We start from the raw sequence: 24774 nt of genomic DNA, 5'->3' as shown, positions 1-24774 counted from the left end.
TTCTTAAAGATCGCCTCGGTGCGCGTTAAAGAACGCATTCGCCCGCGCTTCGTCCAGCTCATACATGATCTGCAAAGCGGCGTCTTGAAGCGGAACGTCAGCATACAAACCCAGCACGAGCTGTTCCAGACGGACCATGGCATGGTCAACTTTGCCGGAGTAGTAGTTGCGCTCCCTCTCCATTTCTTCGAAGTTCTCCAACGTGATCTCGGCTTCGGTGAGGTGGTTTTCAAAGAGATGCTTGTTCATTTTTTTTGCTCCCTGAGTCTGGTTAATTCATCCCAAATTTCAACAAGTGCCTGCTTGACTGGGCCAAGCGCCTGCTCGTTCTCTTCAATAATCTGATCTCGAAACTTCGCCATCCGCTTCTCGATGGCTGCTTCGATGCGCTGCTCGCTTTCGTAGAACTCGAACGCTTCGCGCATGATGCTGGCCTTGGTTTTTCCAAGTCGCTTCGCATGTGCTTCCACACTGCGGCCCATTCCTCTGCTGATGCGAAAGCTAAACGGAATCGTGTTGTCGCTGCTCATGCGTCTCCCCTCCTTCGTTACCTTAATAAAGCCTTGACCCGGTCCGTATCTGATTTGTAGTCGCTCTTGGACCTGTTTTTTTATCTCAGATTAGCGGCTTGCATGGCAATAGCCGCCGACTACAAATCGGATACACGGCTGCTACATGTAGCCGCTTTTGGATGTAGCGACCATGTTTCGCCCGTATCTACGGGCGATATGGTGTAAACAGTGGGGTGTCTTGTAGCCGTTTGGTGTAGTGGCGTGAAACGTAGCAGGCATGCGGGTTTGAGGCCGTTTAGCAGTGCTTTTGTAACACCGCTAGGTGGGCCATGTGTCCGACTTAGCTTTTGACCTTAGCCCTTGCTCTCCCGCGCGAAGCGCGGGCCGCGCTCTTGACGGCTTTGGCTGCCGGCCTTGCTGCTGATCTTGCCGCGCTTTTTGCATCGTTCTCGCGCAACTCCGCTTTTGCGCTTCGAGCGATTTGAGGGGGTCAAGGGAGCGTGGAATAGCGCAGGCCCGAAGGGCTGAGCATATGCCGCGAAAGTCCTTGACGCCTTCATGTCGCGCCTACGCTCACGGCTGGGGCTGGGGTGGCTTCACCTCCCCGGCCCCTGACGACTGCGGGCGACGCGTTCCCCTTCGGGGCGGAGGGGGGCCTTACTCGTCTTCGCGCAGCGGGCATTGTTCCAGGTGTGGACAGCCTCGCGCCTCATGCTCGCACCGCTCGGCAAGCACCACGCGCCCGCCGTAGTCTCCGCCTATGCCGCTCACATGCTGCACAAGCCGCACCACTCGCACGGTGGCGCCGCGTGGCTTGCATGCTTCTCGCTGGATGACCTTATCCATTTTTGATTCTCCTTGATCGTTGACGCCTCGGCAGGGTGCCAAGGCCTAGTGTCATGGTGGCGTCACGACGCCGGCCGCCGAGCGCCTGCGGAGAAAAATATTTTGGATTCTGCCGAGCGGCGGTGTCGGCCAATTGCTGGGCGCTTGGCGTTGCGCGAAGCTTTCAGCAGTCACCCACCTCGCACAGGAGCGAACAAAAATGATCTCAAATCGCATGCAAGCATCGTTGAAATATCGTCGCAATAGCGGCGGCTTCACGCTCATTGAGCTGGTCATGGTCATCGTCATTCTCGGAATTCTTGCGGCGGTTGCTATGCCTCAGTTTGGGAAGACGAGCGAGCAAGCGAAGAGCGCCGCCGCGAAGTCAATGGCGGGCGCGCTGTCGAGCGCCTCCACGATTAACTTCGCTACGAAAGAAGCCGGCGCCGGCGGCTTCGCGCTGCTCGACAACACGTCGGTTTGCACGACGACTACGCTTCAAAAGATCATGTCTTCGCCGATCGATGACAACTTCACTTTCTCAAATGGCACCGGCCCCGGCCCCGGCGGCTCGGGCGGTGGAGATTGCAGCGGCAACGTGGTTAGCACGAAATGCAACGTGGGTTATCGCGGAACTTCCATTGCGCACCCTGCTAACATTCTCTGCGTGAAAGAGTGATTCTTTTCTTGATGCGGGCATGGATAGCGCGCTATTCTGTGCCTGTATTTTTTTGACAACGCAACCAAACGAAGGGGAAAGAAATGGCACGCAAACCAGCACAACAACAAACCAAGCCCGCCGCCGTGGATCATGCGGGAATTTCGGAACGATTCAAAAAAATGATGGATTCACCCCAAGATTATCGCCCTGCTACGCTTTCCGATCACTTGAAAGTGCATTCCGATGAAATCTCGCAATTAATCGGGCGTGGCTATACCAGCTCCCAAATCGCGGTGCAGCTCAATGACTTTGTCGAGGTCAGCGAACAAGCGCTCCGCAAGTTCATCAAAGAAAATGGCTTGGCCGCGTCCAAGGCGAAAGCCTCGACGGACGCGCCAAAACAAGCCCCTGCCGCTGTCGCAGCGTCGCCGAAACCACACGCCGCCAAAGCCGCCTAATCGCGGCGCGCATCAACAGGAAGACGCCCGCGGGCGTCTTTTTTTCGTCTCAAAGCCGGCCGGCTTTGCGAGTGTGCGCGGCGCCGGATTGCGGGGTGATGGCGGCCAGCTCGGCGGCTTCCGTGCGTGCTGTGAGCGCGGCAGCAACAAGCGCAAAATCCTTGGCAGCCTCCTCAACGATGGCAGTTAGCGCAAGATCGAGTGGCGAGCCTTCGGGAGTGTTTTTGATCTCGTCATCCATACGATCAAACGTTGAACTTCTCAACCACAAGTCACCGGGATCTTTGCATCGCGTGGCGTGGTGCGCCACCTCCTTGCGCGACTGCTCAGGCAATTGCGTAAAGAGGCTTGGCGCGATTGGTGCGACCCAAGAAAATGCCCAGAGGGTCGCTAGGCCGTTGTCGTCGCAACGTGCGCGGGCAACGAAGGCACGATCGACGGCAGTGATATAGATGGAAAATCCCGCCGATTTCATCAAGCAATAGTTGTTCATCTCCCTGTCTCCTCTGGTTTGTCATCAGAAAGAGCGCCCTGCCGGCGCTCTTGGCGCGGCTCATTATTTGAGCTGGCATGCCTTCATCACGTCCAACCCGAGGCATCGAACGGCCCGGCCGGCGTTGGTGGCGACCACGCGCTCATCGGTATCGCTCACGCAGCCCGCGAGTCCGTGCGCGTGCAGCTCTGCCAAAACTACCTCATCAAGCATTGCCGCCGCCTCGGGACCGGGCGCGCAAAGCATTTCAAGAGCCTCCCACGCGTCTGGGCTTAGCACGCCTGTTGCCTCCGAAACCATCTCGGCGTAGCTCCTGCGAGCGCGTTGAAATTTCAGGATTTTTTCGTCGTTGTTTTCCATGCGGCCTCCGTCTGTGTTTTGATGTTACCTCGTTCCTGATGTCTTCAACTTCTCAAAAGGATAGACAAACCGCAAGGCCGTCTATCGTTCCGAGTTACGCCCCTTGACCTCGGGCATTGCTGTAAGCGGCAAGCAGGGCATCCGCCGGAATGTCCCCGTTTTTGACCGCTCTGACGTTCTGAGCAAGCGTGGTGCGCGTCAGCTTTTGCCCCCGCTCCGCGAGCTTGCTTGCAACGTTCGCGGTCGCGTGAAGAACTTGCCCAGCGCCGCCAGATTTGGCGAGGATGATGCGCGCAGCATCAACCAAATGCACCTCGGTCAACCGCATGGCCCACTGCACATCTTCAACGTCGATTTCGGCCGTTGCAGCCTTGCCGAGAATGATGTGATACAGCAGCGCGAGGCGGTGGGCGCGTTGCAGAGTGCGCCGGAAGAACGAGACGTTAACAACTCCATCGCGCTCGATCAGCTCCGCATACTCGAAGAATGCGGCATCGTATGCAGCAAGCGCTTCCGGGGTATAGACGTAGCGCTCGGCTGGTGCGATAGCGGTGAGCTTGGCCCACGCGGCCTCGGTAACTGCCTCGATCTGCGCATTGTCGTAGCGCGGGAAATGCTTGAAATGACGCTCAGGGTCGCGCTTGGCGAGAACGAAAGTGAAGCGCTGGCAAAAACCGTCGAGGAAGCTGGTAGGCGTCAGAATGTTCATCATCGTCTCATCGACATTCAAGCCCAAAAAAGTCATGGTCGAATCATTGATGGTGCGCTCCCCGGTTTTGACCGTTGCGCGGGTGATGGGGCTGCCGCCGTAGGCGTTCAAAAGCGACTCTTTGAGCGTCGCAAGCGGGCTGCCGATCTGCTCGATTTGCTGAATCATCTGCCCTACTTCGTCAACGAGCATGGCGTTGGCGCGGCCCATTTCCTCGTTGGTTTTCATCGCATCGAAGAACGCAGCCTCGGATTTAATGCCCATGATGTTGGCCTGAACCGGTGCGAATTTTTTGAGGCGGTCGAGCGAGTAGGTTTTGCCGCACCCCGAAGCCGCGAGGATGATCGTCCACAGCTCGGGAGTAATCGTCTGTCCCGCGCACTCGATGACCGTCTTGCTTTGCAAGAGCCAAGTCGAGAGATAGAAAAACAAGCTATGCATCGAGAGGTCAAGCGGCAAGTCCGTGTGGCGCTTGAACGATTGCAGCACATCGAAAAGAGGCGTTCCTGGTGGGACGGTCTTGTCGCTTTCCCACTGATAGCGCTCAATGCTGCTTGCGAAGTTCGCCGCGCCAGCGTGATTGCGGGCCGCCTCTTGCGACTGCGACAGCGCCAGAATATATTCAAGTGGGTGATCGCTGACCGAGCTGGCTTTTGCTTTTTTCTTCGTTGCCATGATGCCTCCTAGTAAAGTGGTAGGCGCCTTGGCGGCGCCTCGGGTGTCTTGTTAGATGCGGGCGACATGGACTTTCGAGCGGGCAGGAATCATGGCGGCAAACTCGCTGGCCTCCTGCTTTGCGAGGATTTTTGCGTGAGCTTCGTGGGCCTCTGGGATGCGTGCTGCGAGGTCTGCAAGTGCGCGGCCAAGGTGCGTCCCCTGACGAGCTTCGGGGGCCATTGCAACCGCCCACTCTTTCGGGCGGCGATTGTCGCGGAATTCTTCAAAGATGGCTCCGACATAGACGCGAAGCCAGTTGTTCGAGCCGCAAGCGAAGCGGATCGGGAGGCCGGTCGCTGCGAGGGCTGCGTAGTCTTGGTTTTTCATTTTCTCGCTCCTTGGTTTGGGTTGTTGTTTCCTTCCTGATGTCTTTACCTTCTCAAAGCGATAGACAAACCGCAATGCCGTCTATCCTCAATTCACGGACTATCGTTAAACCGATTTGGTTTCTATCGGCCGATGAGCGGCGCAGCGGCGTGGCAGATTACATAAAAAGAAATTGCGAGCGACGAGGGGGGGGGGTGGTATTTCACGGTAACGCCAACAGATTCATCAACCGGCCATAGGAGGGCGGCATCCGAATCAGCTAAAAACAAGGTGTCTATTTTGCGTCTAGTTTTTCGCCGGAACTTCGACACGACGCGCGGAAGCGTGGCGCATAACCGGCCGGAGTGCATAGCGCACGATCTCCGTCGGCAATGACGACTCCGGCTTTCTCGCCCCCGCTGGACGGCCTTGACGGCGCGCTTACCCCAACTTGAAAGACAAGGGGCGATTGACTTCGCGGCCCAATCCCAGCATCGTAATGGAGCGTTGCTAACGCCACTTCATTTGACGACGGGAACCGTATCGCGTCGCGCCTCACGCTCTCTGCAAAGAGCTTGGGGCGTTCTTTTTTACGGGCGCGCCGCTGCTTTTGGCCATGTCGGCCTTTGCGCGAAGCGTCGCGCAAGTGGAGCCAAAAAAGAACGCCCCGGCCGGGGCGTTGGGGTTGAACGCTGCCAGCGTCATCGCCGCGTCAAGCGGTGCCACGCGCCCGGCGGCATGGCCCGCGCGCCCTGCTTCGCCGCTGCTAAAAAATCGACAGCTTCGAGCGCCAAGCCGGCGTCTTCAAGCGTGATCTTAGCTTTGACAAATTCGAGCTGCACGACCATCCAGCGGTCTCGCGCTTGCTTGCTTTTGTCGGCTTCCAAGAGCGTCAGTTGAGCGGCGGCGGCGCGCAGCTTGGGCAGCTCGATCAAGTGCGCCAAGGCGGCCTCGATTGCTGCGCGCTCTTCCTCCTCTTGCCGTGCTTCGTGCGCCAACTCAATCGACGCAATTTCGAGCTTGTCGCGATCTTCTTGCAAGATTTTGCGCGTCTCTTCAAGCGTCGCAATTTGCGCTCTAAGCTCCTCGCGCATGGTCTCGATGTCGCCCAGCTTCGCGCGCTGCTCTTCGATTTCTTCGCGCGTCTGCTTGGTCTCGCGCTCGGTGAGATGCGTGGCCGTGGCGATGGCCGATGGCTCGCGGATGGGGTATGCAAGCGCGATCCACTCGCCGAGGCGCTCCCGCTGCGACAGCGGCAAGCTCCACAGCCGCTCGGTCTTGTGCCATTCATAGACCCCCGGAAACACCGCTTTGAAGCTGTCGCGCGCCTCGAAAGGGACGCGCACGAACAGGCGCGCCGCGCCGCCGTCCGGTGTGCGCTCGGCGACGTGCAATAGATGGAATTTATCGGCGAGGTTCATGGCGGCGCTCCTAGGGCTGTGGGTGTGCTCAACAGCTTCGCAAGCGTGGCCTTGCAGCGCAACGCGCGGGCGCGCATCATGCGCCCAGCGGTCAGAAGGTCGGCAATGGTTATGTGTTTTGATCGGCGGCGCGTATCACTCGCTCGGCGGTCCCGCGAACTTGGGTTTGGCGACTTGTCCACGGCTTGGGGTGCCGGTCCATGAGCGGACCATGGGCGCCCCAAGCGGTGGTCAAGTCGCTGCCTTTGACCTAGGCTTTTAGCGGATATTTAAGTTCCGTGGTTCGGCATATGGGGGTGGGACGCAGCGTCCGAATACGACCTGAAACATTGATGGCGGCAGTGCTGAACATCAAAAACGATCTAAGATCGATTGGGTAGCTCGTTAAAGTAAGCATTTAACGCGGCCCCAAACCCGTTGACAACTGATTGCATTCTTTTCAGTTCGCTGTCTAAGAGTGGTAACGCCTCTGCGGCTTCATACGGCTCGTCATCGAATGTAAAAGTTTTGAAGCGAAGGAAGATTGGCGCTTCGGCGCCTGCATCTGGATCAGTCGATATCGATTCGTCAATGATCGAGCGATGTTTGGCATAATTGGACAAAGCATTGATCTTTTTGTAGTTACCTTCTTTCTTCAAGTCCGAAAGAGCTTCAACTGCAAACTTTGCACATGACTTGAACTCGAGCTTACCCTTTACGTATCCAACATTGATGTCGCGCTCACCGCGTTCTGGAATTTCGAGCTCAAAGCAGAAGGAAATTGCGTAAGCTAGTGTATCCGGGATCGAATGCAACGCTTGGACGCATGCCACTAGGTGAGCGGATCGAACCAAGGCACCGGCCTCATTTAACCATTGATGAGTGTTGTCCTGCTCTCCGATGATAGGAAATCCAAGCTTGGCGAACGGAGACTTTTTGGTCGCGGCTCTTTCACAAAAGCTCTGCCATGCCGAATTCACTTCGTGGAAGTGATAACTCGCATGGTTTAGACGAGCCGCTACCGATTTAAGGCTTTCGCGCGCGGCGTTTGCGTAGGCCTGCTGCTTCTTCGTTTTTCGGTCATCAATCTTGCGCGAGACAAGATAAAGACTCGTATCAACGTCCCAAATATGCTCATCCATGTCATCTCCTACAATGAGCCGTCGCGGCCAATATCAAGGGTTGTTCGCTCGGCAATCAACGCCGTATTGCCAAGTTCAATGCGTTCAAGCTCGGCATCAAGCTGAGCGTAGAAGTCGAACGCGAGGGCGGCAGAGCGGCGCAGCGCGCCAAGGTCAGCGCGCTTGCGCTTAGGCGCAGGCATGGGCGCCGGCGCTGCTGGATTGGGTGGAGAAAGCTTGGATGCTGGGGGCTGCTCGCCAGCCAAAACGGCGGCGGCGGCGTAGATGCTAACGGCCGGGCGGCCGCCGACTTCGATGACGGGAAACGGCAAGCCCTCGTCGGCTTTAAGCGAGTAGACGGCGCCGCGTGTCTTGCCAAGAATCTTGGCGATGTCGTCCGCGTATAGCACGCTGGCAGCGAAACCTTGCGCCCGCAAATCGTCAAGAACGTCCTTGGAAGTCATCGGCATGCGCGCCCCGCTGTCGTGTCTTAATGGCCTCCCGGGAGGGATTCGAACCCCCGACCCATTCATTAGAAGTGAATTGCGCTATCCAACTGCGCCACCGGGAGAATGCGCGGATATTTTACAGTGTTTCGCTCATCTTGGGAAAATGTTCATTTCTAGCCCCTGACACTCGGCCTTGCCCAAATCCTGCCCAAATGACTTAAAAAAACTGGGGCAAATCTGGGCACAAGCAGGCAGAGGATTTTTAGATAAGCGATTGATTTTAAATCGATTTCGAACGGCTTTGAGGGAAGCCCAACTGAGGTCCAAAACCTTAGAAGGCCGTTGCTCTATCCAACTGAGCTAAGGGCGGATCTTGGAAGAGCGCTACTATAAACCGCAAGCATCCTGCTTGCAATAAGGCCAGGCTCGTTGCCGTAGCAAACCATAGCAGCGCTAAAAACAAAACAGGCCGTCCTAGGACAGCCTGTCTTGATGAATCTTTTGGTCGGAGTACAAGGATTCGAACCTTGGACCCCCTGGTCCCAAACCAGGTGCGCTACCGGGCTGCGCTACACTCCGCCGTGAGAAACATTATACGCGATGACGGTGCCGAGCGCCAGTCCGGCCTGCATCTTGCCGGACTGGCACTTCGATCAGGCCGCCAGCTTGTCCGCGATGCGGCGCGCCATGCTTTCGGCCACGGCCGCCTCTTTCGCTTCCACCATCACGCGGATCAGCGGTTCGGTGCCGGACGCCCGGATCAGCACGCGGCCGTTGTCGCCCAGTTCGCGCTCGACCGCCTCCTTCTCGGCCACCAGGGCCTGGTCGCTGGTCCAGTCGAAGCCCGGCGTGACCTTCTTGTTGATCAGCGTTTGCGGGAACAGTTGCAGCTCGCTGCAGCATTCCGCCAGCGATTTATTGCCGCGCACCAGGGCCGACAGCACTTGTAGCGCCGACACGATGCCGTCGCCGGTGCTGTGCTTGTCAAGCGCCAGCAGGTGGCCCGAGCCTTCGCCGCCGAACAGCCAGCCGCGCTCTTTCATGACCTCGAGCACGTAGCGGTCGCCGACCTTGGCGCGCGCGAAGCCGATGCCCATCTGCTTGAAGGCGACTTCGAGCGCCATATTCGTCATCAGGGTGCCGACCGCGCCCGCCACCGGACCGGTGCTCATGCGGTCGCGCACCATCACGTACAGCAGCTCGTCGCCGTTGTAGACGCGTCCATTGGCGTCGACCATGATCAGGCGGTCGGCGTCGCCGTCCAGCGCGATGCCGAGGTCGGCCTTGTTGGCCACCACGGCTTCGGACAGCGCCTTCGGCGCGGTGGCGCCGAAGCCTGCATTGATATTGAAGCCGTCCGGCTGGGCGCCGATCGAGATGACTTCGGCGCCGAGTTCGTGGAACACGTGCGGCGCGATGTTGTAGGCGGCGCCGTGGGCGCTGTCGACCACGATCTTCAGGCCGCGCAGGTCGAGTTCGTTCGGGAAGGTGCTCTTGCAGAATTCGATGTAGCGGCCCTGGGCGTCGCGCAGGCGGGTCGCGCGGCCGAGCTTGTCGGAAGCGACGCAGCCCATCGGCTGGTCGATCGCTTCTTCGATCTCGAGCTCGACGGCGTCCGGCAGCTTGGTGCCGTGTTCCGAGAAGAACTTGATGCCGTTGTCCTGGAAGGGATTGTGCGAGGCCGAGATCACGACGCCGGCCTGCAGGCGCAGCGCGCGGGTCAGGTAGGCGATGGCCGGGGTCGGCATCGGGCCGGCCAGCATCGAATCGACGCCGGCGGCGGACAGGCCGGCTTCCAGCGCCGCTTCGAGCATATAGCCCGAGATGCGGGTGTCCTTGCCGATCAGGACGACCGGACGGCCGCTGCTCGACTTGCGGCCCTTGGCCAGGACGGTGCCGGCGGCGTAGCCGAGACGCATCACGAATTCAGGAGTAATTGGCGCCACGCCCACCGTGCCGCGCACGCCATCGGTGCCGAAATATTTCCGTGCCATCTAGTTCTCTTTTCTCTTATTGAAACGTTTTTACAGGACCGAGGGTGGATGCATCGCCGCATGCCACACCTTCAGGGCATCGACAGTCTCTGCCACATCATGCACACGCACGATTCTAGCGCCATGCGCTACCGCAGCCAATGCCGCGCCGATGCTGCCGGCCACCCGCTGCTCGACCGGACGTCCGGTGACGGCGCCGATCATGGACTTGCGCGACATGCCGGCCAGCACCGGCAGGCCGAGCTCGTCGCGCATGCGCTGCAATCCGTGCAGCAAGGCGTAGTTGTGTTCGACCGTCTTGCCGAAGCCGAAGCCGGGGTCGACGCAGATGCGCTCGCGCTCGATGCCGGCCGCGCTCAATGCGTCGACGCGCTCGCGCAGAAAAGCGATCACCTCCCCCACCACGTCGTCGTACTGCGGCGCCTGCTGCATGGTTTCTGGCGTGGCCTGCATGTGCATGATGCACAGGCCGCAATCGCTGTCCTGCACCGCCTCGATGGCGCCCGGCGCACGGAACGCGTTGATGTCGTTGATCATGTCGGCGCCGGCGATCAGCGCCTCGCGCATGACGTCGGGCTTGCAGGTGTCGACCGACAGCGCGACGTCGAGCGTGCGCAGCGCGTACAGGGTCGGCATCACGCGCCGCAGTTCTTCGTCGAGCGGTACGCTGGGCGAGCCGGGGCGGGTCGATTCGCCGCCGATGTCGATCATCGCGGCGCCGTCCCGGATCATGGTCTCGGCATGGGTCAGCGCGAATTCGAGGCCCTGGTAGCGGCCGCCGTCGGAAAAGGAATCGGGGGTAATGTTCAGGATGCCCATCACCACTGGATAGGCAGATTCAGCCCCCTCCAGCGCGAAGCTGAAGTGGCCACATTGCAGTTTCTTGGTCATGAAAGCACATCGGGGTCAGGTCTGACAATCAGACACGGCCTCGACAATAAATGTATTTAAAGGTTGAGCTCGTGTCCGAATGTCAGACCTGACCCCAGCTTTTTGCAAAACAAAAAAGGCACCCTGACGGGTGCCTTTGATGGGAGAGACAGCGTCAGGCCGGTGCGGTGGCATTCGGCGCCACACCGCCCGAGCCGCTGTCGCCCGGCGGCGTGCGCTTGGTCAGCACGGTCTTCGGCTGGCGCGGCTCGCGGCCGGCCATGATGTCGTTGATCTGCTCGGAATCGATGGTTTCCCAGTCGAGCAGCGCCTTGGTCATCATCTCGACCTTTTCGCGGTTCTCTTCCAGCAGACGCCGTGCCAGCGCGTACTGCGTGTCGAGGATGGCGCGGATCTCGGCGTCGACCTTTTGCTGCGTCGCTTCCGAAATGGTCTTGGTGGCGCCGCCGAAGAAGCCGTCGTTCTCGCTGTCTTCGTAGACCATCACGCCCATGCTGTCGGACATGCCGAAGCGGGTGACCATCGAACGCGCCAGCTTGGTCGCGCGGGCGAAGTCGTTCGAGGCGCCGGTCGACATTTGGCCGACAAAGATCTCTTCAGCAATACGGCCGCCGAACAGGATCGAGATTTCCTCGAGCATCTTGTCCTTGTAACCGGACAGGCTGTCGTGTTCCGGCAGCTGCCAGGTCAGGCCCAGCGCATAGCCGCGCGGCATGATCGTGACCTTGTGCACCGGATCGGCCTTCGGCAGCAGCTTGGCGACCACCGCGTGGCCCGACTCGTGGTAAGCCGTGTTGCGGCGCTCTTCTTCGCGCATGACCATCGACTTGCGCTCCGGACCCATATAGATCTTGTCCTTGGCGTCTTCGAAGTCGATCATCTCGACCAGGCGCTTGCTGCGGCGTGCGGCGAACAGCGCGGCTTCGTTGACCAGGTTGGCCAGGTCGGCGCCCGAGAAGCCCGGGGTGCCGCGCGCCAGGATGTCGGCCTTGACGTCGGTGCCGATCGGCACTTTACGCATGTGCACGTTGAGGATCTGTTCGCGGCCGCGGATGTCCGGCAGGCCCACCATCACCTGGCGGTCGAAACGGCCCGGACGCAGCAGCGCCTTATCGAGCACGTCGGCGCGGTTGGTGGCGGCGATCACGATCACGCCCGACTGGGCTTCGAAGCCGTCCATCTCGACCAGCAGCTGGTTCAGCGTCTGTTCGCGCTCGTCGTTGCCGCCGCCCATGCCGGCGCCACGGTGACGACCGACCGCGTCGATCTCGTCGATGAAGATGATGCAAGGCGAATGCTTCTTGGCGTTCTCGAACATGTCGCGAACACGCGACGCACCGACGCCGACGAACATCTCGACGAAGTCGGAACCCGAGATCGAGAAGAACGGCACCTTGGCTTCGCCGGCGATGGCGCGCGCCAGCAGGGTTTTACCGGTACCCGGAGGACCGACCATCAGCACGCCGCGTGGAATGCGGCCGCCCAGTTTCTGGAACTTGGTCGGATCCTTGAGGAAGTCGACGATTTCCGAGACTTCTTCTTTCGCTTCGTCGCAACCGGCGACGTCGGCGAAAGTGACGGTGTTATTGGTTTCATCGAGCATGCGCGCCTTCGATTTACCGAAGGAGAAAGCGCCGCCCTTGCCGCCGCCCTGCATCTGGCGCATGAAGAACACCCATACGCCGATCAGGAGCAGCATGGGGAACCACGAAATGAATACCTGCTGCAGGAACGATGGCTCCTCGGGCGGCTTCACGTCGAAGCGCACGCCGTTTTCGCGCAGGTCGCCGATCAGGCCGCGGTCCAGGATGGTCGCGGTCGCGCGCACCTTGGAATCGTCGCTGCGCGTGGCGGTGATATTCGAGCCTTCGATCGTCACATCCTTGATGCGACGTTGTTTGATCTCATCGAGCAGCTCGGAATAAGCGATGGTCTTGCTGCCGCCGGCGACGCTATGGGTGTCGAACTGCTTGAACAGCATGAACAACAGCAGCGCGACGACCACCCAGATGGCGGATTTGGAAAACATATTATTCACGAGCACTCCTCCGATGCAATTGCATCTCTACCGATTTCAGTATTCCGATTTTACTCGCAATAAGCCGACACCGCCACGCGGCGCCGGCAATAGTGCCGAAATACTATCTTTTTACATCCCGCCGGCACATTGCATACAAACCGCGGCGCCGGGCCGGAGGGATCACGCGGCTGATGTATGGGCACGCGTGGAGATTTCAAGGGGAAATTCTACCCTCTAATCAATGGATCACTGCCCTCAGGCCGCCGGGTTCTTGAGGCCACGGCCGAGCAGGAAGATCTCGGACGATTTATCACGGCTGGCCTTCGGCTTGATCTGTTTCACGGTCTTGAACTCAGTCCGGAATTTCTCCAGGATTTGTGTAAAACCCATGTCTTTAAAACATTTAACAACCAGCCCGCCGCCCGGCTTCAAATGCAGCTGCGAAAATTCGATCGCGAGGTCGATCAAATGTTCCATGCGCGCCGCATCGGCGTGGCTAATACCCGACAAATTGGGCGCCATATCGGATAGCACAAGGTCGGCCTTGCGGCCGGACAGGACTTCATCGAGCTGCGTCAGCACTTCTTCCTCACGGAAGTCGCCTTGAATATATTGCACGTCCGCGATCGGCTCCATCGGCAGGATGTCGAGGCCGATGATGGTGCCATTGATGCCGCCGCCGTCGGCGCCGGCCAGCTTGCGCCGCGTGTACTGCGCCCAGCTGCCCGGAGTGCAACCGAGGTCGACGACCACCTGGCCCGGCTTGATCAGCTTTTCCTGCTCGTCGATTTCCTTGAGCTTGTAGGCGGCGCGGGCGCGGAAGCCTTCTTTCTGGGCCAGTTTGACGTACGGGTCGTTAATATGGTCGTGCAACCAGTTTTTGTTTAATTTGTTCTTGGCCATTCGCGTAGAATACTGCTTTTATAGGTACATCAAAAAAGAATTGTTATGATCAAACTTACACCGGCCGAGCGCAGCGCCCTGCGCGCAGAAGCACACGGGCTCAATCCAGTCGTCATGATCGGCGAAGCCGGCCTTACCGAATCCGTCGTCAAGGAAATCTCGGCCAGCCTCGATGCACACGGCCTGATCAAGGTGCGCGTGTTCGGCGACGACCGCGAAGCGCGCGTCGCCATGTACGAGCAGATCTGCGCCGACCTCGACGCGGCGCCGGTCCAGCACATCGGCAAGCTGCTCGTCCTCTACCGCCCCAAGAAAGAGGCGGTCAAGGAACGCAGCGGCAAATCGGGCCCGGGCATGCGCGAAGTCACCATCGTCAAGGCCAGCGCCAGCGGCACCAAGAAGCCGAGCGTCACCAAGGTCATGCTGAAGGGGAACGAACGCGTCACCGCCGGCGGCAACATCAAGCGCGCCAAGCCGCGCCAGACCAGTTCCAAGAAAAATTCGCTGAACAAGTGAACAAAAAAACCGGGGCAACCCGGTTTTTTTACGTCCCGATCACCCGGAGCACGCTCAACGCAGCCGAACGATCAACCACGCTCCCAGCAAGCTCTGCGCGATGTGGAACAGCTGCGACACCCCATGCATCACCGCGAACTGGGTCCAGTACGGCGACGCCCGCACCCCACCCGGCCCGGCCAGCTCGCGCAGGTTCGCCATGGCCGGCTGCAGGCCGACGAAGATCACCAGCGCACACGCCAGCATCGCCAGCACCAGCAAGTTGAGAAAACGCCGGCGCGGCGGCGCCAGATCAAGCGACACCCGCAGCAAGACCAGCAGCACGACGGCGCAGGCGATCGACAACCACGCCTGGCGCGTGAGCAGCAGCGCGACCAGGTCGCCGGCCTGGCCGCTGTCGAGGACGGCGAACGCCGCCGGCGCCGCCACATAGCCGAGCGCCCACAGCGTGCCGGCCCACAGCGCGGCCACCAGCAGGCGCGCCGCCGGCAAGCGCCCTGCCTTCATGCCGCTGGCCGCCCCTTCCATCAGACGTAGCGGACTTCGAGGATTTCGTATTCGCGCGGGCCCGACGGGGCCTGCACTTCGACCACGTCTTCGGCAAACTTGCCGATCAGCGCGCGCGCGATCGGCGAGGTCACCGAGACCTTGTTCAGCTTCAGGTCGGCTTCGTCGATGCCGACGATCTGGTAGGTGACCTTCTGGCCCGATTCCAGGTCTTCGAGGTCGACGGTGGCGCCGAACACCACGCGCCCGTCGGCGTCGAGCGTCGATGGATCGATGATCTGGGCGGTCGAGAGCTTGCCCTCCAGCTCGGCGATGCGGCCTTCGACGAAGGCCTGGCGCTCCTTGGCGGCGTCGTACTCGGCGTTTTCGGACAGGTCGCCATGCGAACGCGCCTCGGCGATCGCGTCGATCACGATGCGGCGCTCCTTGGTCTTGAGCTGATGCAGCTCTTCTTTCAGGAGTTCTGCGCCGAATTTGGTCAGTGGTGTGTTCATGGTTCTCTGCTGTTGGTGTTGTACGGGACACCCGTAGCGTCTCAAAGCGAAAACCACAGAGGCACGCGGCGCCAAGGCCGCGCGAGCTCTGTGGTTCACTTGTGTACTAAGCTGTCCTACGGGTACTGCGTGTGCTTAGTGTAAGGTTTTATGCAGGCCTTGTAAATCGTACACGCGCAGTTCGTCGATGTGGGGCATGCCCTCGATCGCCGCTTCGGCGCCGGCGATCGTGGTGTAGGTCACCACGTGCGCCGCCAGTGCCGAGGTACGGATCGTGCGCGAGTCGGTGATCGCGCTGCGCTTTTCCTCGACCGTGTTCACGACCATGACGATCTCGTGGTTCTTGATCATGTCGACCACGTGCGGACGGCCTTCCAGCACCTTGTTCACCGAACGCACCGGGATGCCGGCCGCCGAGATCACGGCGGCGGTGCCCTTGGTCGCCACCAGGTCGAAGCCCAGCTTGACCAGCTCGCGCGCCACGCCGACCGCGCGCGGCTTGTCCGACGACTTCACCGACAGGAACACGGTGCCCGATTTCGGCAGCTTGATGCCGGCCGCGAGCTGCGATTTCACGAAGGCTTCGCCGAAGGTGGTGCCCACGCCCATCACTTCGCCGGTCGATTTCATCTCTGGTCCGAGGATGGTGTCGACGCCCGGGAACTTCACGAACGGGAACACGACTTCCTTGACGCTGTAGAACGGCGGCACGACCTCTTGGGTGATGCCCTGCTGCTCGAGGGTCTGGCCGACCATGCAGCGCGCCGCGATCTTGGCCAGCTGCAGGCCGGTCGCCTTCGAGACGAACGGCACGGTACGCGAAGCGCGCGGGTTCACTTCCAGAACGTAGACGGTGTCGACCGTCTGGCCGTCCTGTTCCGACTGCTGGATCGCGAACTGCACGTTCATCAGGCCGACCACGTTCAGGGCCTTGGCCATCAGCGAGGTCTGGCGCTTGAGTTCATCGATGGTCGCTTGCGACAGCGAGTACGGCGGCAGCGAGCAGGCCGAGTCGCCCGAGTGCACGCCGGCCTGTTCGATGTGTTCCATCACGCCGCCGATGAAGGTGGCTTCGCCGTCCGAGATGCAGTCGACGTCGACTTCGATCGCGTCGTTCAGGAAGCGGTCGAGCAGCACCGGCGAATCGTGCGAGACCTTGACCGCTTCGCGCATATAGCGCTCCAGGTCGCGCTGCTCGTGCACGATCTCCATCGCGCGGCCGCCCAGCACGTACGATGGACGCACGACCAGCGGGTAGCCGATCTCTTCGGCCAGCGCCAGGGCGTCGGCTTCGGTGCGCGCGGTGCGGTTCGGCGGCTGGCGCAGGTCCAGCTTTTGCAGCAGTTGCTGGAAACGCTCGCGGTCTTCGGCGGCGTCGATCATGTCCGGCGAGGTGCCGATGATCGGCACGCCATTGGCTTCCAGGTCCAGCGCCAGCTTCAGCGGGGTCTGGCCGCCGTACTGGACGATCACGCCGACCGGCTTTTCCAGTTCGACGATCTCGAGCACGTCTTCCAGCGTCAGCGATTCGAAGTACAGGCGGTCCGAGGTATCGTAGTCGGTCGACACGGTCTCGGGATTGCAGTTGACCATGATGGTCTCGTAGCCGTCTTCGCGCATGGCGAGGGCCGCGTGCACGCAGCAGTAGTCGAACTCGATGCCCTGGCCGATGCGGTTCGGGCCACCGCCCAGCACCATGATCTTCTTCTTGTCGGTCGGGTTCGATTCGCACTCTTCGTCGTACGTCGAGTACATATAGGCGGTGTTGGTCGCGAACTCGGCGGCGCAGGTGTCGACGCGCTTGTACACCGGACGGATGTTCAGCGCATGGCGGCGGGCGCGTACGGCGCTCGGCTCGACCTTCAGCAGGAAGGCCATGCGGCGGTCCGAGAAGCCCTTCTGCTTCAGTTTGTACAGGACGTTCTTGTCGAGCGATTCCAGGGTCTGGGTCTCGAGCCACAGCTCGATGTCCACGATCTCCTTGATCTGCACCAGGAACCACGGATCGATCTTGGTGAGATTGTGCACTTCTTCCAGGGTGAAGCCCTGGGCGAAGGCGTCGCCCACGTACCAGATGCGCTCCGGACCCGGCTCGCCCAGCTCTTCCTCGATCTTTTCGCGGTCGCGGGTCTTTTCGTTCAGGCCGTCGACGCCGACTTCCAGGCCGCGCAGGGCTTTCTGGAACGATTCCTGGAAGGTGCGGCCCATCGCCATGACTTCGCCGACCGATTTCATCTGGGTGGTCAGGTGCTTGTCGGCGGTCGGGAATTTCTCGAACGTGAAGCGCGGGATCTTGGTGACGACGTAGTCGATCGACGGCTCGAAACTGGCCGGGGTCGCGCCGCCGGTGATCTCGTTGCGCAGTTCATCGAGCGTGAAGCCGACCGCCAGCTTGGCCGCCACTTTCGCGATCGGGAAGCCGGTGGCCTTCGAGGCCAGCGCCGACGAACGCGACACGCGCGGATTCATCTCGATGACGATCATGCGGCCGTCTTTCGGGTTGATCGAGAACTGCACGTTCGAGCCGCCGGTGTCGACGCCGATCTCGCGCAGCACGTCGATCGACGCGTTGCGCATGATCTGGTATTCCTTGTCGGTCAGGGTCTGCGCCGGCGCCACGGTGATCGAGTCACCGGTGTGCACGCCCATCGGATCCAGGTTCTCGATCGAGCAGATGATGATGCAGTTGTCGTTCTTGTCGCGAACAACTTCCATCTCGTACTCTTTCCAGCCCAGCAGCGACTCTTCGATCAAGAGCTCGTTGGTCGGCGAGGCTTCCAGGCCGCGCTTGCAGATCTGTTCGAATTCTTCTTCGTTGTAGGCGATGCCGCCGCCGCTGCCGCCCATGGTGAACGACGGACGGATGATGGTCGGGAAGCCCAGCTCGCGCTGCACGCTCCACGCTTCTTCCATCGAGTGGGCCACGCCCGAACGCGCCGAGCCCAGGCCGATCTTGGTCATCGCGTCCTTGAACTTCGAACGGTCTTCGGCCTTGTCGATGGCTTCCGGGGTCGCGCCGATCAGCTCGACCTTGTATTTGTCGAGCACGCCGTGGCGGTGCAGGTCGAGCGCGCAGTTCAGCGCGGTCTGGCCGCCCATGGTCGGCAGGATCGCGTCGGGACGCTCTTTCTCGATGATGCGCTCGACGACCTTCCAGGTGATCGGCTCGATATAGGTCACGTCCGCCGTTTCCGGGTCGGTCATGATGGTCGCCGGGTTCGAGTTGACCAGGATGACCTTGTAGCCTTCTTCGCGCAAGGCCTTGCAGGCCTGGGCGCCGGAGTAGTCGAATTCGACTGCCTGGCCGATGACGATCGGGCCGGCGCCGATGATCAGGATGCTTTTGATATCACTACGTTTTGGCATATTATTTTTTCTCCGCTGCTTGCATCAGGCCGATGAAGCGGTCAAACAGGTAGGCGACGTCGGTCGGGCCGGGCGAGGCTTCCGGGTGGCCCTGGAAGCAGAAGGCCGGCTTGTCCGTGCGGGCGAAGCCCTGCAGCGAGCCGTCGAACAGCGAGACGTGGGTCACGCGGCAGTTATCCGGCAAGGTTTCCGGGTCGACCGCGAAGCCATGGTTCTGCGAGGTGATCAAGACCTTCTTGCTGTCCAGGTCCTGCACCGGGTGGTTGGCGCCATGGTGGCCGAACTTCATCTTCATGGTCTTGGCGCCGGATGCCAGCGCCATGATCTGGTGGCCGAGGCAGATGCCGAAGGTCGGGATGCCCTTCTCGATCAGCTCGCGCGATGCGTTGATCGCGTAGTCGCACGGTTCCGGGTCGCCCGGGCCGTTGGCCAGGAAGATGCCGTCCGGATTCAGGGCCAGGGCGTCGGCGGCGGTCGATTGCGCCGGCAGCACGGTGACCTTGCAGCCGCGTTCGGCCAGCATGCGCAGGATGTTGCGCTTGACGCCGTAGTCGAAGGCGACCACGTGGTATTGCGGATCGGTTTGCTTGCCGAAGCCTTCACCCAGCTTCCATTCGGTCTCGGTGAACTCGTAGGGCTCGGTCACGGAAACCACCTTGGCCAGGTCCATGCCGGCCAGGCCCGGGAACGAGCGCGCCAGTTCCAGCGCCTGGGCTGGCGACGGCTCGACGCCTTGGGCGGCGGTCAGGATCGCGCCGGCCTGGGCGCCTTTTTCGCGCAGGATGCGGGTGAGCTTGCGGGTATCGATGCCGGCGATGGCAACCACGTTCTCTTGCTTGAGGTAGTCGCCCAGCGACTGGGTCGAACGGAAGTTCGAGGCCAGCAGCGGCAGGTCGCGGATGATCAGGCCGGCGGCGTGCACCTTGCCCGCTTCGACGTCGGCGCTGTTCACGCCGTAGTTGCCGATGTGCGGATAGGTCAGGGTGACGATCTGGCGCGAATAGCTCGGGTCGGTCAGGATTTCCTGGTAGCCGGTGATCGCGGTGTTGAACACCACTTCGCCGGTCGTATGACCGACGGCACCAATGGAATATCCTTTGAAGATGGTCCCGTCAGCAAGTGCCAGGATGGCTGGAACGGAGGGGCCAGAAAAAAATGGCGGCAAGGGCAACTCCCGAAAAAGTTGCCGTAGCTTCGCCACGTCAGACCGACATCCAACTGTCCTGGGCGCGGTGAGGCCGCCCGGTGTTGGAGGTCATGTTGAATGAGGGATGGTGGGTATGCGCTACGGCTAAGTTTGAATTAGATAAACTTCCGAATTATAGCGCGAACTCTGATGTTCGGCAATGCGGCGCTGCCACATAACTGCCACCAAATTATCGAAAGATGACACGTCGTGCCATCTTCCCTGCCCTGCTGAAACTTTTGTTGCGGGTGCAATATCGCGCCCGCAACTCGGGCTTAAGGAGCCATCAGGCCGCGTTCAGCGCAGCAATACCGGCCCGGGCGATCTGCACGTCCTGCTCCGACTTGACGCCCGACACGCCGACCGCGCCGATCACGTGGCCGTCGACGATTACCGGCACGCCGCCTTCGAGCATGCCTTCCAGCTTCGGCGCGCTCAGGAAGGACATGCGGCCGTTGTTGACCACGTCTTCATAGATCTTCGATTCACGCCGGCCCAGGGCGGCGGTATTGGCCTTGGCCGGGGCGATATACGACGACACGGGCGGCGCGCCGTCCAGGCGCTGCTGCCACAGCAGGTGGCCGCCGTCGTCGACGATCGCGATCGACACGGCCCAGCCGTTTTGCACAGCCTCGGCTTCGGCGGCGGCGCCGATCTTCTTTACGTCGGCCAGGGTCAGGTAGGGTTTGGTGTTCATGGTTTTCCTTGTGGTGCAGGTTGCGGTACTTGTTGTTTAAGCTTCAGCTTGGCCTTAATTTGCGGCATGACCGCGGCGGCGGCCTGCTCGCCGGCCAGGATGGCCAGGTTGCGTCCGCCGAAATCGCTCGATCCCATATTGCCGAGCGCCGGCGTGATCACGATGTCGGCGTCCTTCAATTCGAAATGGTTCAGGCGCTGGCCCATGATGCTGAAGGTCTGCATCAGGACGTCGAGCGAGCTGGCCGTGGCCGCGCCTTCGGTCGCGCTCGAGATATTGACGGCGATAATGAAATCGGCGCCCATCTCACGCACGAAACGCACCGGCACCGGCGCCACCAGGCCGCCGTCGACGTATTCCTTGTTGCCGATCTTCACCGGCTGGAACACGCTCGGCACGGCGGACGACGCGCGCACCGCCATGCCGGTATTGCCGCGGTTGAACAGGATCGGCTGGCCGGTTTTCAAATCCGTGGCGACGGCGCCGAAGCGCAATTTCAGCTTTTCCATCGGCACATTGCCGATCGCCTTGTTCACATAATTCTGCAGCGCCTCGCCCTTGAGCAGGCCGCTGGATTTACTCAGCCACGGCATTGCCCAGTCCGAGATGGTCGCCTCGTCCATCGTCAGCGCCGTCTTTTGCAGGGCGAAGCCGTTCAGGCCCGATGCATACAGCGAGCCGACCACCGAACCGGCGCTGGTGCCGACCACGATCTCCGGATAGATGCCCTGGGCCTCGAGGGCCTTGATCACGCCGATATGGGCGAAGCCGCGCGCGGCGCCGCCGCCGAGGGCCAGGCCGATGCGGATTTTCTTGGGCGGAAGCGGCGCCGCCTGGGGCGCGACCGCGGGCGTGGCGACGGGAGCCGGGGTCGGGGTGCTGCCGCAGGCCGCCAGCAGCAGCGCGGCGCAGGCCACGAGGGAAGAACGACGAGAAACCATGGAATGTGGGAGAAAGAACGAGGCGACGATTGTACCTCGGCTCGTTCTCCCCAGCACAGCCAACCCACCCGGCGCGGGTGGGCGACGCGTCTTACAGGCTGCCGCGCAGGCTCACCGACACATTGCGTGGATCGCCGTAGTACCAGGCCAGCCCGGTCGGACCGAATTTCTTGTAGTAGACCTTGTCGAGCAGATTGTTCACGTTGGCCTGCACCGACAGCGTATCGGTGAAGCGCCAGGCCACCATCGCATTGGCGATGGCGTAGCCGCCCTGGGTCGCGGTCAGGCCGCTGCCGCGCACATACGAATCGCTCTGCATGTTCACGCCGCCGCCGACGGTCCAGCCCGGGCCGGAGCGGTTCGGGCTATAGCTGGTGAACAGGCGCAGCTGGTGTTTCGGATCGATGCTGCGCAGCGGCTGGCCGGTATTGGCGGCGGTATCCCGCAGGTATTTGGTACGGGTGTTGGTATAGCCCGCCATCACCTGCCAGCCAGGCAAGAGTTCGCCCGACACTTCGGCCTCCAGGCCTTCGCTGCGTTGCTTGCCGCCGGCGATGCGGCAATAGCCCGTGGTGAAGTACGGCAGGCAGGGATCGATCGACGAGGTGTCCTCGATCGCGCGGCCGACGTTCTCGATCTGGAACAGGCCCAGCGAGGCATTCAGGCGACCACCGAAGAACGCGCCTTTCAGGCCGAGCTCGATGTCCTCGCCGGTGATCGGCTCGAGCAGGTTGCCGTCGGCGCCGCGCACGTTCTGCGGCGTGAAGATTTCGGTATAGCTGGTGTAGGCGCTGATCTCGTTCGACAAGTCATAGACCAGGCCGACATACGGCGTGGCTTCGCGCGTCACCTTGTAGCCGCTGCCGTTGGCGCGGTTCTCGGTTTCCCACCAGCTCAGGCGCGCGCCCAGCGAAAGGGTCAGCGGGTCGGCCAGCGAGAAGCGCGCGGTGGCGAAGGCGCCGTCATTGGTCGTCACCGTCGGCGGATTGCCGCCGGCCGGCATCGTCGTCACCTCGCGCTCCGGATAGCTCGAGTACGGATCGAAGGTGCGGATGTCGACCGTCTGCTTGAACAGGCTGCCCACGCCATAGGTCGCGATCGTCCGGTCGTACACGCGCTCGGCGCCCAGCACCAGCGCATGCTTGCGGCCGAACAGCGTGAACGGGCCGTCGGCGACGATGCTCAGCGCCTGCTGGCGGCTGTCGTCGCCGGTGTACTGCGACGTCGTGATGTCCATCAGATACGGATTGGTGGTGCTGGTGCGCGCGATGTACGACTGCTTGAAGCCATTGGGCTTGATGCGCAGGCCGAGATAGCCGGCATTCGCACGCACGCTCCAGCCATTGTCGAAGCGGTGCTCGATGCCGACCTGGGCCTGGTCGTTGTAGCGGTTCCAGCGGCTCCAGCCGGCGCTCAGGAAGGTGTCGTCCGGCATGTTCAACGACGATCCGTCGAAGTTGCCCGGGATGCCGCCCCAGGCGCCCGTGGCGTCGAGGTCGGTGTGCTGCAACCAGGCGGTGACCGTGGTGCGCGGCGTCAGGTCGGCCTGGACCACGCCATACAGCACTTCGCGGTCTTCTTCGCGCGCTTTCTGGAAGAAGTCCTTCTTGTCCTTGACCGCCACCACCCGGCCGCGCACCGAGCCGCTGTCGTTGAGCGGGGTCGACACGTCCACCTCGACACGGCGGCGATCCCACGAGCCGACCGTCAGTCCGGCCGCGGCCTGGAACCCGGACGTCGGCAGCTTGCGCACCATATTGACGGTGGCCGACGGGTTACCCGAACCGCGCAGCATGCCCGACGCGCCGCGCAGCAGTTCGACCCGGTCCAGGATGGCCGTGTCGGGCTGGATGAAGGCCGAGCCGGACTGCTTGTAGCTCAGGCCATCGATCTGCATCGCATCGATGCCGAAGCCGCGCGAGTTGTAGCCGAGGCGCTCGCTGTCGGTGTAGTCGACCGTGATGCCCGCGGTATTGGTCAGCACCTCGGTCAGGTCGAGCAGGTTGCGCTCTTCCATCAGCTGGCGAGTGATGACGGTGACCGGCTGCGGCGTGTCGCGGATGTCCTGCTCGCCCTTGAACAGGGTCGAGGAACGGGTGGTGAAGGACTTGCTCTTCTCGGTGGTCGCGTCGTGCTTGCCGGTGACGTTGACGGTGGGGATGGCGTCCGCCGCGATCTCGTCCGGCGCCTCCAGGGCCGCCGCCAGCGCGGCCAGCGGTGACAGCAGGGCTGCGGTTGCGCACAGTGCAGTGGCCTGGCGCACCAGGCGGGCGACGGGCGTTGGATGGGATACAACGGATGGCACTGGGCGCAACATGATCACTCCTTGAAAGTGTTTTGATAATGAGAATGATTCGCATTATAATTCGTGTTCAATAATTGACGCAATGCACATATTCGACGGCTCCACCAAAAGAGGCATGCTTTATTCGGAGAGTGCACGGCGCAATCGAATTAAATAAACCTATAAAGAGAATGACGACCATGAAGAAACTGCTGCTCTCCTCGCTCCTCGCCCTCGCCGCCATCGCACCTGGCGCCCAGGCGCACCACGTCTGGCTGGAGCAGGACGGCCAGACGGTGAAGCTGCAGTTCGGCGAGTTCGGCCTGAACCAGCGCGAGACCACGCCCGGCCTGCTCGATAAATTCGTCGCGCCGCGCGCGACGCTGCTCAAGGCTTCCGGCGAGACCGGGCTCAGGCTCGAGAAGACCGCCAGGGGCTACGTGGTCGGAGGCGCCACGCTGGCGGCGGGAGACGCCATCGTGGCGGAGGACGATGCCTATCCGGGCTGGGAAACGACCACCGACAGCAAGACCAGCCAGCACATCTGGATCCCGGCCGCGCGCCTGGCGATCAGCTTCGCCGCGCAGCAGCCGAAGCTGGCGCTGGACATCGTCCCGACCGGCACGCCCGGCGAATTCAGGGTGTTCTACCAGGGCCAGCCGCTGCCGAAGGCGAAGGTGGCGATCACCGTGCCCAGCGGCTGGTCGAAGGAAGCGCTGGCCGACGCCAACGGCGCGGTGAAGTTCGCGCTGCCGTGGAAAGGCATGTATGTGCTGGAGACGGCCCATACCGACAAGAGTGGCGGTGAGCGCGCCGGCGTGCAGTACGCCAGCGCCAGCCATACCTCGTCGCTGACCGTCATGCAGCCGCAAGGCATCGCGCCCCTGCCCGCGGGCCCTGCATTGGCGCCGGGCGCGGAACACTGATCGCCGTCGCGCCGTTCGCTTTAAATAGCATAGAAAGG

At 61.4% G+C, this 24774-nt stretch carries 25 protein-coding genes and 2 tRNA genes; 4 read left to right on the top strand and 23 right to left on the bottom strand.

The features are described from left to right. Positions 1-3: 3 nt before the first annotated feature. The 3 genes from KY496_RS01965 to KY496_RS01955 form a co-directional block, all read right to left on the bottom strand. Positions 4-249, bottom strand: coding sequence for a hypothetical protein (locus tag KY496_RS01965; protein WP_219863632.1), 246 nt, complete (start codon positions 247-249; stop codon positions 4-6). After that, on the bottom strand, positions 246-530 hold the full coding sequence (locus KY496_RS01960) for a hypothetical protein (protein ID WP_219863630.1): 285 nt from the start codon (positions 528-530) through the stop codon (positions 246-248). Before KY496_RS01960 ends, KY496_RS01965 begins: the two co-directional genes overlap by 4 nt. 639 nt (positions 531-1169) lie before the next feature. Further along, positions 1170-1358, bottom strand: a complete 189-nt coding sequence (locus tag KY496_RS01955; RefSeq protein ID WP_219863629.1) for a hypothetical protein — start codon at positions 1356-1358, stop codon at positions 1170-1172. A 199-nt stretch (positions 1359-1557) separates the two neighbouring features. Between KY496_RS01955 and KY496_RS27280 the strand changes: the two genes are divergently transcribed. Together KY496_RS27280 and KY496_RS01945 are read left to right on the top strand one after the other, a co-directional pair. Next, positions 1558-2016 carry a type II secretion system protein gene (locus KY496_RS27280; protein ID WP_267877516.1) on the top strand — a complete coding sequence of 153 codons (459 nt, stop codon included), beginning with the start codon at positions 1558-1560 and terminating at the stop codon, positions 2014-2016. A gap of 83 nt (positions 2017-2099) precedes the next feature. Continuing rightward, positions 2100-2456 carry a hypothetical protein gene (locus KY496_RS01945; RefSeq protein WP_219863627.1) on the top strand — a complete coding sequence of 119 codons (357 nt, stop codon included), beginning with the start codon at positions 2100-2102 and terminating at the stop codon, positions 2454-2456. Between the two features lie 49 nt (positions 2457-2505). On the opposite strand, the gene KY496_RS01940 is transcribed toward KY496_RS01945, so the two are convergent. The 13 genes from KY496_RS01940 to KY496_RS01880 form a co-directional block, all read right to left on the bottom strand. After that, positions 2506-2949, bottom strand: a complete 444-nt coding sequence (locus KY496_RS01940; protein ID WP_219863626.1) for a hypothetical protein — start codon at positions 2947-2949, stop codon at positions 2506-2508. Positions 2950-3012: 63 nt separating this feature from the next. Then, the gene (locus KY496_RS01935; protein ID WP_219863624.1) at positions 3013-3309 is read right to left on the bottom strand and encodes a hypothetical protein; all 297 of its coding nucleotides are present in this window, start codon (positions 3307-3309) and stop codon (positions 3013-3015) included. 94 nt (positions 3310-3403) lie between these two features. Next, the gene (locus KY496_RS01930) at positions 3404-4693 is read right to left on the bottom strand and encodes a DUF3987 domain-containing protein (protein WP_219863622.1); all 1290 of its coding nucleotides are present in this window, start codon (positions 4691-4693) and stop codon (positions 3404-3406) included. A 51-nt stretch (positions 4694-4744) separates the two neighbouring features. Beyond that, positions 4745-5062, bottom strand: a complete 318-nt coding sequence (locus KY496_RS01925) for a hypothetical protein (protein ID WP_219863621.1) — start codon at positions 5060-5062, stop codon at positions 4745-4747. Positions 5063-5742: 680 nt separating this feature from the next. Further along, positions 5743-6462, bottom strand: coding sequence for a hypothetical protein (locus KY496_RS01920; protein WP_219863619.1), 720 nt, complete (start codon positions 6460-6462; stop codon positions 5743-5745). Positions 6463-6824: 362 nt separating this feature from the next. Then, entirely contained in the window at positions 6825-7583 is a 759-nt protein-coding gene (locus tag KY496_RS01915) for a hypothetical protein (RefSeq protein WP_219863617.1), read from the bottom strand. A gap of 8 nt (positions 7584-7591) precedes the next feature. Further along, the gene (locus KY496_RS01910) at positions 7592-8032 is read right to left on the bottom strand and encodes a hypothetical protein (protein ID WP_219863615.1); all 441 of its coding nucleotides are present in this window, start codon (positions 8030-8032) and stop codon (positions 7592-7594) included. Positions 8033-8056: 24 nt separating this feature from the next. Beyond that, positions 8057-8133: transfer RNA gene (locus KY496_RS01905), tRNA-Arg, on the bottom strand. 380 nt (positions 8134-8513) lie between these two features. After that, positions 8514-8590: transfer RNA gene (locus KY496_RS01900), tRNA-Pro, on the bottom strand. A gap of 74 nt (positions 8591-8664) precedes the next feature. Beyond that, on the bottom strand, positions 8665-10005 hold the full coding sequence (gene glmM, locus KY496_RS01895; protein ID WP_005669768.1) for a phosphoglucosamine mutase: 1341 nt from the start codon (positions 10003-10005) through the stop codon (positions 8665-8667). A 30-nt stretch (positions 10006-10035) separates the two neighbouring features. Next, positions 10036-10896: a dihydropteroate synthase gene (gene folP / locus KY496_RS01890; RefSeq protein ID WP_005669766.1), complete on the bottom strand. Its 861-nt coding sequence runs from the start codon at positions 10894-10896 to the stop codon at positions 10036-10038. 154 nt (positions 10897-11050) lie between these two features. Then, positions 11051-12934: an ATP-dependent zinc metalloprotease FtsH gene (gene ftsH / locus KY496_RS01885; RefSeq protein ID WP_005669764.1), complete on the bottom strand. Its 1884-nt coding sequence runs from the start codon at positions 12932-12934 to the stop codon at positions 11051-11053. Positions 12935-13171: 237 nt separating this feature from the next. After that, the gene (locus KY496_RS01880) at positions 13172-13819 is read right to left on the bottom strand and encodes an RlmE family RNA methyltransferase (RefSeq protein WP_005669762.1); all 648 of its coding nucleotides are present in this window, start codon (positions 13817-13819) and stop codon (positions 13172-13174) included. Positions 13820-13864: 45 nt separating this feature from the next. On the opposite strand from KY496_RS01880, the gene yhbY reads away from it, so the two are divergent. Then, positions 13865-14335, top strand: coding sequence for a ribosome assembly RNA-binding protein YhbY (gene yhbY / locus KY496_RS01875; protein WP_071363244.1), 471 nt, complete (start codon positions 13865-13867; stop codon positions 14333-14335). 54 nt (positions 14336-14389) lie between these two features. Here yhbY and KY496_RS01870 read toward each other — a convergent pair whose 3' ends face one another. The 7 genes from KY496_RS01870 to KY496_RS01840 all read right to left on the bottom strand — a co-directional run bounded on the left by KY496_RS01870 (position 14390) and on the right by KY496_RS01840 (position 23843). After that, positions 14390-14842: a DUF4149 domain-containing protein gene (locus tag KY496_RS01870; RefSeq protein ID WP_229520395.1), complete on the bottom strand. Its 453-nt coding sequence runs from the start codon at positions 14840-14842 to the stop codon at positions 14390-14392. Between the two features lie 20 nt (positions 14843-14862). Next, entirely contained in the window at positions 14863-15336 is a 474-nt protein-coding gene (greA, locus tag KY496_RS01865) for a transcription elongation factor GreA (RefSeq protein ID WP_005669756.1), read from the bottom strand. 135 nt (positions 15337-15471) lie between these two features. Next, a complete protein-coding gene (carB, locus tag KY496_RS01860; protein ID WP_219863611.1) occupies positions 15472-18702 on the bottom strand; it encodes a carbamoyl-phosphate synthase large subunit in 3231 nt (1076 codons plus the stop codon). A 1-nt stretch (position 18703) separates the two neighbouring features. Next, on the bottom strand, positions 18704-19867 hold the full coding sequence (gene carA, locus KY496_RS01855; protein ID WP_005669751.1) for a glutamine-hydrolyzing carbamoyl-phosphate synthase small subunit: 1164 nt from the start codon (positions 19865-19867) through the stop codon (positions 18704-18706). Positions 19868-20174: 307 nt separating this feature from the next. Beyond that, positions 20175-20585, bottom strand: coding sequence for a heme-binding protein (locus tag KY496_RS01850; RefSeq protein WP_184237879.1), 411 nt, complete (start codon positions 20583-20585; stop codon positions 20175-20177). Then, the gene (locus KY496_RS01845) at positions 20582-21526 is read right to left on the bottom strand and encodes a patatin-like phospholipase family protein (RefSeq protein WP_071363246.1); all 945 of its coding nucleotides are present in this window, start codon (positions 21524-21526) and stop codon (positions 20582-20584) included. Before KY496_RS01845 ends, KY496_RS01850 begins: the two co-directional genes overlap by 4 nt. A gap of 91 nt (positions 21527-21617) precedes the next feature. Then, positions 21618-23843 (bottom strand): TonB-dependent siderophore receptor, encoded by a 2226-nt coding sequence (locus KY496_RS01840; protein WP_219863610.1) that lies wholly within the window; start codon positions 23841-23843, stop codon positions 21618-21620. 167 nt (positions 23844-24010) lie between these two features. Here KY496_RS01840 and KY496_RS01835 point away from each other — a divergent pair, with 167 nt between their 5' ends. Further along, positions 24011-24736: a DUF4198 domain-containing protein gene (locus KY496_RS01835; protein WP_219863608.1), complete on the top strand. Its 726-nt coding sequence runs from the start codon at positions 24011-24013 to the stop codon at positions 24734-24736. Positions 24737-24774 lie beyond the last annotated feature (38 nt).

This window comes from Massilia sp. NP310, assembly GCF_019443485.1.
GTDB classification, from domain to species: domain Bacteria; phylum Pseudomonadota; class Gammaproteobacteria; order Burkholderiales; family Burkholderiaceae_D; genus Telluria; species Telluria timonae.
This window is presented reverse-complemented; position numbering and strand designations above follow the sequence as displayed.